At 75.9% G+C, this 11,490-nt stretch carries 11 protein-coding genes; 4 read left to right on the forward strand and 7 right to left on the reverse strand.

Features of this window, described 5'->3' with window-relative positions:
• Nucleotides 1-20 precede the first annotated feature (20 nt).
• From ACIRBY_RS37440 to ACIRBY_RS37460, 5 genes are all read right to left on the reverse strand, one after another.
• Nucleotides 21-689 (reverse strand): RNA polymerase sigma factor, encoded by a 669-nt coding sequence (locus ACIRBY_RS37440; RefSeq protein WP_403909502.1) that lies wholly within the window; start codon nt 687-689, stop codon nt 21-23.
• Nucleotides 690-923: 234 nt separating this feature from the next.
• Nucleotides 924-2,297: a cryptochrome/photolyase family protein gene (locus tag ACIRBY_RS37445; RefSeq protein ID WP_403909505.1), complete on the reverse strand. Its 1,374-nt coding sequence runs from the start codon at nt 2,295-2,297 to the stop codon at nt 924-926.
• Nucleotides 2,298-2,432: 135 nt separating this feature from the next.
• Nucleotides 2,433-2,651, reverse strand: a complete 219-nt coding sequence (locus ACIRBY_RS37450; protein ID WP_403909507.1) for a hypothetical protein — start codon at nt 2,649-2,651, stop codon at nt 2,433-2,435.
• A 141-nt stretch (nt 2,652-2,792) separates the two neighbouring features.
• Nucleotides 2,793-3,467, reverse strand: a complete 675-nt coding sequence (locus tag ACIRBY_RS37455) for a hypothetical protein (RefSeq protein ID WP_403909509.1) — start codon at nt 3,465-3,467, stop codon at nt 2,793-2,795.
• Nucleotides 3,468-3,573: 106 nt separating this feature from the next.
• Nucleotides 3,574-3,801: a hypothetical protein gene (locus ACIRBY_RS37460; RefSeq protein ID WP_403909512.1), complete on the reverse strand. Its 228-nt coding sequence runs from the start codon at nt 3,799-3,801 to the stop codon at nt 3,574-3,576.
• A gap of 181 nt (nt 3,802-3,982) precedes the next feature.
• On the opposite strand from ACIRBY_RS37460, the gene ACIRBY_RS37465 reads away from it, so the two are divergent.
• Nucleotides 3,983-4,633 (forward strand): maleylpyruvate isomerase family mycothiol-dependent enzyme, encoded by a 651-nt coding sequence (locus tag ACIRBY_RS37465; RefSeq protein ID WP_403909514.1) that lies wholly within the window; start codon nt 3,983-3,985, stop codon nt 4,631-4,633.
• A 143-nt stretch (nt 4,634-4,776) separates the two neighbouring features.
• Here the strand turns inward: ACIRBY_RS37465 and ACIRBY_RS37470 are convergent, their stop codons facing one another.
• Entirely contained in the window at nt 4,777-5,829 is a 1,053-nt protein-coding gene (locus tag ACIRBY_RS37470; protein ID WP_403909517.1) for a YncE family protein, read from the reverse strand.
• Between the two features lie 149 nt (nt 5,830-5,978).
• On the opposite strand from ACIRBY_RS37470, the gene ACIRBY_RS37475 reads away from it, so the two are divergent.
• Together ACIRBY_RS37475 and ACIRBY_RS37480 are read left to right on the forward strand one after the other, a co-directional pair.
• Nucleotides 5,979-6,911 carry a LysR family transcriptional regulator gene (locus ACIRBY_RS37475; RefSeq protein ID WP_403909520.1) on the forward strand — a complete coding sequence of 311 codons (933 nt, stop codon included), beginning with the start codon at nt 5,979-5,981 and terminating at the stop codon, nt 6,909-6,911.
• A gap of 33 nt (nt 6,912-6,944) precedes the next feature.
• Nucleotides 6,945-7,319 carry a VOC family protein gene (locus tag ACIRBY_RS37480; RefSeq protein WP_403909522.1) on the forward strand — a complete coding sequence of 125 codons (375 nt, stop codon included), beginning with the start codon at nt 6,945-6,947 and terminating at the stop codon, nt 7,317-7,319.
• Nucleotides 7,320-7,376: 57 nt separating this feature from the next.
• Here ACIRBY_RS37480 and ACIRBY_RS37485 read toward each other — a convergent pair whose 3' ends face one another.
• Nucleotides 7,377-8,198, reverse strand: coding sequence for a 4'-phosphopantetheinyl transferase family protein (locus tag ACIRBY_RS37485; protein ID WP_403909525.1), 822 nt, complete (start codon nt 8,196-8,198; stop codon nt 7,377-7,379).
• Nucleotides 8,199-8,566: 368 nt separating this feature from the next.
• On the opposite strand from ACIRBY_RS37485, the gene ACIRBY_RS37490 reads away from it, so the two are divergent.
• Nucleotides 8,567-11,404, forward strand: a complete 2,838-nt coding sequence (locus ACIRBY_RS37490; RefSeq protein WP_403909528.1) for a LuxR C-terminal-related transcriptional regulator — start codon at nt 8,567-8,569, stop codon at nt 11,402-11,404.
• The last annotated feature ends 86 nt before the right edge of the window (nt 11,405-11,490 follow it).

Raw genomic sequence — 11,490 nt, forward strand, 5'->3', positions numbered from 1 at the left:
CGGGCCCGGTGTGCGTCGGACTATGCGGTGTCGCGGCCCGCCGGGACGGGGCCGCTGTCGGTGCCGGATTCCCCGGCGGCGGAGGCGGCGCGGAGCCTGAGCCTGCGCATGCCCCGGCGGGCGTGGCTCTTGACGGTGCCGAGCGGCATCCCGGTGCGATCGGCGATTTGTACCTGGGTGAGGTCGGCGTAGTAGGCGAGGGCCAGCACCTCGCGCTGGAGCCGGGGGAGGAGGGAGAGCTCCCGGGCGACCACGATCCGGTCGACCGCCCGCTCGGGGGCCGCGTCCGGGTCGTCCGGGAGGGGGAGGGCGGTCGCGGCGGCCATCAGGTCCAGGCGCCGGGTCCGCGCGGCCAGCGCGTCCGCCGTCTTGCGGCGGGTGATCCCCAGGAGCCACGCCGGCAGCGTGCCGCGGTCCGGGCGGAACCCGGACCGTCCGCGCCACGCCGCGACGAACACCTGCTGGGCGACGTCCTCCGCCTCGCGCCAGTCGCCCAGGGCGCGGTGGGCCTGGGCGTGGACCAGGCGGCTCCAGCGCTGGTGGGCGAGGGGCAGCCAGCGTTCGTCGTCCTGGACCAGCAGCGCGGCGATCGCCGCGTCGGAGAGCGCCCCGTCCGCCCGGGCACCCGCCGGGCGGGCCGGACTCACGGCGTTCCCGGTGCTCCCGGTGCGAGCCGTCGGTACCGCCATGACGCCTCCTCCTCCGGTCCGCGATGGGTCGCGTCCGCCGGAGCGGGGGTCCCCCGCGCACGGAAGGAGGTGCCTCCGGAGCCGGTGGACGCGATGGGGTCAGCCTCCCGGGACCACGGCAGCCCTATCAACTCGCAGCGGTTGTGCATCGAAAACTCCCGCTTCCCCCTTCCCCCTTCCCCCCTTCCCCCTTCCCCCCTCTCCTTCCGCCCTCCGCCTTCCGGCGGATCCGGATCAGTGGATCCCGCGGGCGTGCCGGAACCGGGCCAGCCCGTCCGTGAGGGCGATCAGGGGATCCGGGTAGTCGTAGGCCGCCCGTTCGAGTCCGGTGAGGCGCCAGGGCTCGTGGACCGCCGCGCCGTCGAGTCCGGCGAGCTCGGGGACCCAGCGCCGGACGTACGCGCCGTCCGGGTCGTAGCGGCGGCCTTGCAGCACCGGGTTGAGGACCCGGTTGGGCCGGGTGTCCGTTCCGGTGCCGGCCACCCATTGCCAGTTGAGCTGGTTGTTGGCCATGTCGCCGTCCACCAGCAGGTCCAGGAAGTGGCGTGCTCCTTCGCGCCAGTCCACGTAGAGCGTCTTGGCCAGGAACGAGGCGGCGATCAGCCGGCCGCGGTTGTGCATCCAGCCCTCGTGGGCGAGCTGCCGCATGGCGGCGTCGACCACCGGGTACCCCGTCCTGCCCTCCTTCCAGGCCCGCAGGTCCTCCTCGGCCTCCCGGCCCCGGCGCCAGCGGTCGTCGCGGGTGCGGTAGTCCCGGCCGGCGCAGTCGGGGCGGGCCGCGAGCACCTGCTGGTGGAAGTCCCGCCAGCACAGCTGGCGGATGAACGCCGCGGCGCCGGCGCCGCCGTGCCCGTGCGCGCGGTACACCGCCTCGCCCGCCGACACGGTTCCGAAGTGAAGGTGGGCCGAGAGCCGGGAGGTGGCGTCCCCCGCCAGGTCGTCGTGCCGCTCCTCGTACCCCCCGACGTGGTGCGACAGCCAGGACCGCAGGAGTCCGCGCCCCTCCCGCTCGCCGCCGGCGGCCAGCCCCGGCGACAGGCCGGCCTGCGCCGAACGCGTCGGCACGTCCTGCGACCGCAGCAGGGCCGGGACCCGCAGCACCGGGGGAGCGGGCCACGGAGTGCGCAGCGGTTCGGTGCTCCAGCGCCGGAAGTACGGGGTGAAGACCGCGAAGTGGTCGGAGCCCTGCGGGGTGAGGGCGCCGGGAGGCACCACGGTGTTCACCGCCTCGTGGACCAGGAGACGACAGCCCTGCGCCTGCAGGGCGCGCCGCAGCCGGGTCTCCCGGGCCCGGGCGAACGCCGTGTACCCGGCCGCCGTGTGCACCTCGACGGCCCCCGCCTCGTGCGCCGCCCGGCACACCTGCGCCACCGTCTCGCCCGTGCGCACGACGAGCCGGCCGCCGCGGCTGCGCAAGGACGCGTCGAGGTCGGTGAGGCAGTCGGCGAGGAAGGCCAGCCGGTTGGGCGCGGCGAAGCCGGCCCGGTCCACGGCCGGGTCGCGCACGAACAGCGGCACGATCTCCCCGCCGCCCTCCAGCGCGGCGCGCAGCGGCGGGTGGTCGTGCACCCGCAGGTCGGACGTGAACAGGACGACGGCGACGGCCATGGGCCACTCCCGGTGATCGGCCCGCGGCCACGCGCAGGGCGGTGCCGGCAGGACAGGACGACTGACGCAGTGCATTCCGTCCTGCGCCGCCCGGCGGATGCACCGGCGGCCGCCCGCGCGGACCGCTGTCCTCGCTCAGAGCGCCCGGGGGGCGGGCGGAGCCTGCGGGGGAGACAGGCGCGACCCGAGGCGCAGGCGCATCTCCCGGGCGGCCAGGCGCTGGTCCGGGGAGCAGTCGGCGTCCTCCAGGACGCCGAGGAGGACCACGATCGCCCGCGCCTCGTCCGCGGTCACCAGTTTGAGGCGGGTCTCGGCCGTGGCGTCGAGGAGCACGTCCAGGAAGTCTTCGTCCATGCCGTCACAACGCCCGGCCGCCCCGACGGTCACCGCCCGCCGGCCGGGTCGGCGCACGCGCCGCCGGAGCCTCACGGCGCCGGGCCCCTGCCGCTCCTGCGCCGTCTTCGGGCCGTGCCCGCCGCCGGGCGGTCGGGGGAGTCAGGCGGCCGGGCCGACCGTGATGCGCCGGCCCGGATCGGTGGTGTCGTGGACCGTGTACGTGGCCGAGATGGTGGCCGAGGTGATCGAGGCGGGGCAGAAGAAGCCGCCCTCCAGCCTGATCGGCACGGGCGCCGCGGCCAGTCCCAGGGCCGGGTCGGCGGCCCCGGCGTCCCAGCGGGCCGGGAGGAGGGCGGCGGAGCCGGGGGCGGCCGTGACGGCGCAGGACAGCAGGCCGCTGGTCCGCAGGACGAAGCCGCCCGCCGGCATGGACAGCCGCCCGGTGGTGCCCGCGGCCGCGTACTGGAGCCGTACCTCCCAGGGCCCGCGGTCCTCGTTCGTCTCCACCGCCACGCGCAGCCCCGGCGCGTCGGTGCTGCACTCCTTGAAGACCGGCGGGCTGATCCGCAGCGAGACCGGGCCGGCGGGATTGGTCGCGGCGGAGCCGGAGGGAACCGTGTTGCCCGAGGAGGAGGAACGGGCGCAGGTGACGGTGATCGGCCCGGCCTCGAAGGTCACGGGCCCGTCCGTGACGGCGTCGAACCGGTGCCCGGCGGGGGCCATCGACGTGCCCCCCGGGGCGGCGGCCGAGGCGGCAGCGGGCACGGGGACGAGCACGCCGCCCAGAGCCAGGCAGACGAGGGGGACCAGCCGGACCTTCTTGATCATTTCCATGGGACGAGCCTACGGATTCCCGCTCACCCGGACGCAGGGCCGAACGGCCCGCCCTGCGCGGGAGGTTGGTCCCGGTCTCCGGGACCCCCGGGCCCCGGGCCGGCGGTCAGGCGGCCTCCTGGCGCCCGGGCGCCCTCCGCGTCCGCACTCCGCCGAGGACGAGCGCCAGCCCGACGACGGCGACGCCGAGGTGGGCGCCGGACGGAAGGTCGACGACCTTGTGGAGCCAGCCCCACTCCGTGCCGAAGAAGGTCTGTGAGACGAAGCCGACGAGCCCCTGGGCCCCTACGACGTACCCGATGCTTTCGACGGTGTATCCGATGGTTGTTCGCACGGACCAACCCTCCTACGGCGGCGCCGCGAGATCGTCCTCCGCAGGGCCGAAAGCGCGGTAGGCCGAAGGATGCAGTCGCCCACCGGGACCGGTGGCCGGCGCCGGGCCATAACCCCTGGTGCTGGACGGCAGCAGGACCCTCTATTGGCCACGGGAGCCGGCTGCCGCCAGGCTGGAACGCATGCGAAACGTGACGGATCCCCGAGAAGGGCGGACCGCCCTCAAGGCGGTCATTGCCGCGGAACGCCGCCGACTGGCCGACCTGTTCGACGGCCTGCGCGAGGACGAGTGGGACGCGCCCAGCCTCTGTGAAGGCTGGTCGGTCCGCGAGGTCGTCGCGCACATGTCCATGGGGTTCCGGCTCTCCCTGCCCGCCACCCTGGCCGAACTGGTCAAGGCCCGGGGGAACCTGCACCGCATGACCGGCCGCGTCGCCCGCCGGGACGCGGCCGCCCACTCCGCCGCCGAGCTCAGCGGCTTCCTGCGCGACAACGCCGACCATCCGTGGACCCCGCCGGTCGGCGGGCTCACGTCCGCCCTCGGGCACGACGTGGTCCACGGGCTGGACGTCACCACCGCCCTCGGGCTCGACCGGCGCGTCCCCGAGGACCGGCTGCCCGTCCTGCTCGACGCCGTCAGACCCGGCGGCCTGCGGTTCTTCGGCGTCGACCTCACCGGAGTGCGGCTTTGTGCCGAGGACGCGGACTGGTCCTACGGCGCCGGAGCCCCCGTGTACGGAGCCGCCCAGGACCTCCTCCTCGTCACCTTCGGCCGCCGCCTGCCGCCGGGCCGCCTCCACGGCGGAGCCGCCGACCGCTTCACCCGCCGGTGACCGCCGTGACCGGGCCCCCGTACGTCGTTTCCGTCCCCCTGCGCCCGAGAGCGGCCGCCCGGGGTTGATCCCCGCAGGCCGGCGGGCGCGGGCCTGTTCCGCGCGCGCCGGCCTGCCGTGCCGTGCCCGCCGGTCCCGGTCGGTTACGCGGGGCGGGGGACGTACGCCAGGCCGTGGGCGCCGGGTTCGGCGAGCTTGGCGATGTCCAGCCGGGCCAGGCGTTCCAGCGTCTCCAGGTCGACGACGTCGACGGTGGAGGAGACGACGCAGGACACGTAGCCGAGCCGGCCGTCGGGGGAGGAGGTGATGGTGAGTGGGAAGAGCCCGACCTCGACCTCGCCCAGCCGCTTGCGGGTGCCGGCGTCGAACACCGTGAGGAGGCCCGGTGCGTGGCGACCGAGCTGCGCCCCCGGCTCGGCCGTCATGCGCAGCTCGCCCGCGAGGAGCTTGCCCGTGGACGTCAGGTGGACCGGTAGGACGACGTTCTCCGTGGGGAGGGTGTCGACGACCGACGCCGTCCGGGCGTCGACGACCCGGATCCCGGTGGCCGGCCGCTCCTCGGCGCCGCCGGCGAAGTTGCCGTACGGCGCGGCGACGAAGGCGTGCGTGCCGTCGGCGGAGACCGCGAGCCCCTCGCTGCCCGGGACCTCGACCTTCGCGGTGAGGACGCCCCGTTCGAGGTCCACGACGGACACGAACGGCGCCTCCTTGTTGGTGGCGAAGCCGGTCCGCCCCGCCGGATCGATCGCGAACCAGTGCGGGCCGGGCGCGTCGGTGTCGATCCTGCCCAGCGGCAGGCGGGAGGCGGTGTCGACGACCACGACGCCGCCGGGCCGGTCCTCCCCGCTCTCGACGCTGACGTAGAGCCGCCCGCGCACCGTGTCCAGCGCCAGGCCGTGCGGCCCGTGTTCCGGTGCGAGGTCGACGATGTCGACGATGCGGCGGCTGTCGGGATCGATGACGGCGAGCTCGGTGCGGCGGCCGCCGTTCGCGTGGTAGTAGCCCGAGTGGTACGTCAGCGTGCACCACAGCAGCCGCTGCGTCGGGTCGTAGCACAACTCGTGCGGCTCGGCGGGGACGAGGACGTCGCCGAGGTGCCGGTCGGAGGCGGCGTCGAAGAACGAGACCGTCGGTCCGCTCTGGCTGACGACGGCGAGCACGTCGCCTTCTCGACCGGCACGGGGGGACTGCTGCACAGCGGCTCCTTGAACGGGGCGGAACGGGGATGCCGCGCGTTTTCGCGGGCATGCCCACTGTCCGGTGCCGGGGGGTGGGGCAGCAATGCAAAGATTGACACCTAATCATTGCCGTGAACGTAAGAACGCAGTTCAGGAGATGTGTGTCGATGGATCTCAACCTGCTGCGCGTGCTGGACGCCCTGCTCCAGGAGAACAGCGTGACCCGCGCCGCGGAGCGCCTCGGGACCTCGCCCGCGGCGGTCAGCCGGACCCTGGCGCGGCTGCGCCGCACCGTCGGAGACCCGCTGCTGGTCCGGGCCGGCCAGGGGCTGGTCCCCACCCCGCGCGCCGTGGAACTCCGCGAGGAGGTGGGCGTGTTGCTGCGCAGCTGTGACAGCGTGCTGCGGCCCGGCGCGGGGTTCGACGCCGTGCACCTCCAGCGCACCTTCACCGTGCAGGCCGCCGACCTGCTGCTGGTGGGGCTGGCCGGGAGCCTGATCGAGCGGATCCACGCGCAGGCCCCGCAGGTGGACGTGGTCTTCCTGCCGGAGGCGGTGGAGGGAGGTCCCGGGCTGCGGCAGGGCTGGGTGGACGTCGAACTGGGGGTCCTCGGGCACCTGGACCCGGAGATCCGGACCCGGCCGCTGGCCCGGATGCCGCTGGTCGGGATCGCCCGCAGCGGCCATCCCCTCTTCGACGGACCGGTCGACGCCCGCCGATTCGCCGAGGCCGACCACATCGGCATCTCCCGGCTCGGCAAACGCCTCGGACCCATCGACGGCGCCTTGGCGGAGCTCGGGCTGCGCCGCCGGACCGCGGTCGTCGTACCCAGCCACACGAGCGCGATGATGCTCGCCCGGGACAGCGACCTCGTCGCGCTCAGCCTCGCCGGCTGGCTCCCCGACACCGTCGAGGCCATGGGCCTGCGGACGTTCCCCGTTCCCCTGGACCTGGAGCCCCTGGACCTGGGAATGGCCTGGCACCCCCGCAACTCGGCCGATCCGGGGCACCGCTGGTTCCGCGAGCACCTCGCGGCCGCCGTCGGTGTTCCGCCGGGCATGGCGGCCGCGGAGATGGGTACGACCCCCGGGTACGGGTGATCACGGGAGCGTCCGAGGGACAGGGTGTCGGAAGTGATTCGAAAGCTGCAGGCGGTCGCGCTGGACTGTGCCGATCCGGTGTCGCTGGCGGAGTTCTACGCAGGTCTGCTCGGCGGCCGGGTGGTGGTCGACCCGGACGATCCCGAGTGGGTCGTGGTGGACGGATTCGAGGGAACGCCGCTGGCCTTCCAGCGCGTGGACGGCCACCGGCCGCCCGAATGGCCCGGCCGGCAGCGCCCGCAGCAGATCCACCTCGACTTCGACGTCGACGACCTCGACGGGGAGGAGGAGCGGGCGCTCGCCCTCGGCGCGACCCTGCTGGAACGGACGGACCAGCTCCGCGCGGACGCCAACTGGCGGGTCTACGCGGATCCGGCCGGCCACCCCTTCTGCCTCTGCCTGCACTGACGTCGGGCTCCGGCGGAGCGGGCCCGGCGCCGGCCCGGGCCTCCGGCGGGCGGGGGGTCAGCGGCCGGACAGGGCGTCGGCGGCGGTCTCGTCCAGCACCCCGAGGTAGTGGGTGCGGAGCGTGATCCCGGGGTCGGCGCCCGGCGCCCGTCGCAGGGCGACGGCCGCCGCGTGCTCCGGCCCCACCGGCACGTCCCGGACCGTCCACCCGGGCGGCCGGGCCGGCGCCCCGAGGCCGGGGTCGCCCAGGTAGTCCAGGTTCGGATTGCGGCCCACCCCCGTGCCGAGCCCCTTGAGGTAGGCCTCCTTGCGGGCCCACAGCCGGGCGAAGACGGCGGGCCGCAGGGCGGGTTGGGCGGCGCGGATGGCCCGCTGCTCGGCGGGGTGCAGGGCCTCGGCCACGGTGGTCGCCCGGTGCGGCGCCGGCAGCGCCTCCACGTCCACGCCGACCGGCCGCCCGGCGACCCCGATCAGGACCAGTCCGCCCGTGTGGGACAGGGAGAAGTGCGGTGCGCCGGAGCCGTCCAGGGCCGGGCGCCCGTGGGGTCCGCCGCAGCAGGGGCACGACCGGGACACGAAGCGCAACTCCCCGGGAGCGACACCCTCGTACGCGCAGAGCACCCGGCGCAGCGCGAGGTGCGCGGCCACGTAGCGGCTCCGGTCGAGGGGGTACACGAAGGCGGCGACCCGGGCGCGCTCCTGCGCGTCCAGCGGGGACCGGTCGAGGACGACGGAGCGCAGCCCCGCGTCCGGGACGTGGAAGAGCCACAGGTCCAGCGAGTCCCCGGCCGGCCGGGAGCGGGGCCCCGGCCAGGGTGCGGGCGGCCATCCCGGTGGCGGGCATGACGGCGGGCGGGACGGCTCCAGGTGGGACAGCACGCGACACTCCGGTGGGTTCGGCGGCCAACTCCTGTCCCGGCACGATAACCCAGCCCGGGGAAACGGGAATTGATGGCCGAATATCGGCTGAACCGTTCCGGCGGACCCCTGCCCCGCGCCCTGCGCACCGCGGGGATAAGGGAATTCGGGTGCAAGGAAAGGCTGAAATCCGTGCGCTTCTCCGCCGGCAGGCGGCTCGCGGTGGCATGTGCCCCGGCCAAGGTCCAGTCCATTCTGGCTCAAATCGAGCTGATCGTCCGCAAGTTCCGACGGCACATCCCTTACGATCTTGGTCACGCAGGGACATTCCGGCGTCGTATCGCCGGATGACCAGAGGCGGTTCCACGAAGGAAGAGGGAAATGCAGTGGTGTTCACCGCTGGAATGGCGCGGGGCCCGGTGCCGACCCCGGACGTCCCCACCCCTGAACTCGAAACCTTGCTGCGCCACGCCGCCGAGGCCCGTACGGGCACCGCGCGGGCCGTCCTCGTCAGGGGCCCCGCCGGAATCGGCAGGACCCGGCTGCTGACCCTCGCGCGGCGGCACCTGGAGGCCGGCGGCTGGGCCGTGCGCCATGCCGCCGCCCCGCAGGACGGCCCGGCCCGCACCCGTGCGGTGGACACCCTGCTGCCGCCCGGGCCCGGTTCCCCGCCCCCCGCCACCGGGCTCCGCGACCTCTGCCACGACCGGCACGTCCACCACCGGGCCCTCGACCTGCTCGCCGCCGGCCCCCTGGCCCTGGTGGTCGACGACGCCCAGTGGTGCGACGAAGCCTCCCTGCGCTCGGCCGAGTTCATCCTGCGCCACGCCGCCGCCCGGCCCCTGCTCCTGGTCCTCGCGCAGCGCACCGACGCCCCCGGCCCCGGAACCCCCGTACTCGCCGAGATCCTCGCCCGGGGCCGCTGCACCCTGCTGGAACCCTCCCCGCTCGCCGCCCCCGCCATCGCGCACCTCGCGGCCCGGATCCACGGCAGGCCGGCGGACGAGCGGTTCGTCCGGCGCTGCGCCGAGCTCACCGGCGGCAACCCGCTGCTCCTGGACCGGATGCTCACCGCCCTGCACGCCCTCGGCATCCCGCCCGTCGCGGACGCCGTCCACCGGCTGGACGCCGTCCACCAGTGCGTGCGGGCCTCACGGGTGCCCGAGCTGCTGGCCGCCGGCCCGTCCCGCGCCCGGCAGGTGGCCACCGCCCTCGCGGTCCTCGGCCGGGCCGCTCCCGACCTGCTCGCGGCGCTCTGCGGACTGGACGTCCGGGCCGTGGAGGGCGCGCTGACGGCGCTGCGCCGGATCGAGGCCGTGGAACCGGGCTCCCCGCCGCACATGAGCGAGGGCGTCCGCGCCGGGGTCCTCGCCGGCCTGCCCGCACCCGACCTGCGGGACCTGCGGATCCGGGCCGCCCGGGTCCTCAGCGACGCCGGCCGGCCCGCCCCGGAGGTCGCCGAGCAGCTCGCCCCGCTGGACCGGATCGACGAACCGTGGATGTTCGCGGTCCTGCGCGACGCCGCCGCCGAGGCCCCCACCCGGGCGACCGTCAGGGCCGCCGGGCGCTGGCTGCGCGGCGAGGCCGGCCGCGCCCTCACCGACGCCGAACGCGGCGGGCTCCACGTGGAACTGGCCCGCGCCGCCAGCCGTACCGTCGTCACCCCCGCCCACGCCCTCTGGCACCTGCGCCGGGCCCTGGCCCTCACCCCCGACGCGCGCGGACAGGCCCCCGTGGCGGTGCAGTACGCCATGATGGCGCTCGGCACCCGCCGGGCCCCCGAAGGCCTGCGGCTACTGGAGCAGGTGCTGGACGGCCTGGCCTGCCCCGCGGCCGACGGTGCCGGCCCCGCCGACCGGGACCTGCGCACGACCGTCGAATCCGCCCTGCTGGCCACCGCCGTCAACGACCGGACGGCGCTGCCCGCCGCCCGGGCCCGGGCCGCCGCCCTGCCCGTACCGACCGGGCACGGCCCGGCCGACCGGCGTCTGCTCGCGGCGCTCAGCGCCTTCGCCGCCCTGGACGGCGGATCGGCGGCCCGGGCCTCCGCCCTCGCCCGCCAGGCCTTGCGCGCCGACGAACCCGGCACCGCCGGCTGGGGGGTGTTCTGCTCCTCCGCCGTCCTCGCGCTCGCCGACTGCGTGGACGAAGCCCTCGCCGCCCTGGACCGCGCGCTGTCGCCGGCCCAGGAGCACCCCCCGCTGTGGCCCCGGCGCGCCGCGCTCGCCGGCCGTTCCCTGATCCTGCACGGCATCGGCGACGTCGCCGCCGCGGCGCGCGACGCCCGGGCCGCGACCGAGATCACCGGCCCGGCCGGGGCACCGCCCCTCGCCCACCTCGCACTGAGCTCCGTCCTGCTCTCCCAGGGAGAGGCCGCCCGGGCCGGCGCCGTGCTCGACGGACTGGCCCGTACCGCGCGCCACCTGGACCGCAGTGTCTGGGAACGGCACCTCTTCCTGTACACCTCCGGGGAGGTCCGCCGGGAGCGGGGCGACCTCGAAGGGGCACTCGCACTGTGGCGCCGGTGCGGGCGCAGCCAGGAGGAGGCGGGCATCGCCAACCCGGTCCTCGCCCCCTGGTGGCTGCCGACCGCCACCACGCTGGGCCGGCTGGGCCGCGGCGCCGAGGCCGCCGGGCTCGTCGAGGAGGCCCTGGAGCGGACCCGCAGCTGGGGCACCCCGCGCGCCCTGGGGCTGGGCCTGGTCGCGGCGGCCTCCGTCGTCGGGGGCCGGGACCGGACGGAGCTGCTGGCCGAGGCGGTGGAGACGCTGGCCGCCTCGCCGGCCCGGCTGGAACTGGCCAGGGCCGAGTACAAGCTGGGCCGCGAGCTGCTCGCCCTCGGCGACGCCCGGGGGGCGCGCGGCCACCTGCGCCAGGCCATCGAACACGCCACCCGCTGCGGCTCCCACGCACTGACCGCCACCGCCCGCCACACGCTGGTCACCGCGGGCGGACGGATGCCGCAGCTGGCCGCGGCCCCCGTGGACTCGCTGACCCCCAGCGAGCGCCGGATCGCCACCCTGGCCCAGCGCGGCCACAGCAACAAGAAGATCGCCGAGGCGCTGTTCATCACCCCGCGCACGGTGGAGATGCACCTGACCAACGTCTACCGCAAGCTCGACGTCCGGGGCCGCGGCGACCTGCCGCACGGCCTCGGCTCCCGCGCCCGCCCCGCCGTCCGCTCCACCGTGCCCCACCCGGCCGACGGCGTGTCGGCCACGCCCTGAGCCGTGTCCTTCGGATCAGGCCGGATCAGCCCGCGGTGCCGGACGCCGGGGGGTCCGGCCCGATCCGAACGACACGGCCTGGGGAC

The organism is Streptomyces sp. NPDC096136 (assembly GCF_044763325.1).
GTDB lineage: Bacteria > Actinomycetota > Actinomycetes > Streptomycetales > Streptomycetaceae > Streptomyces.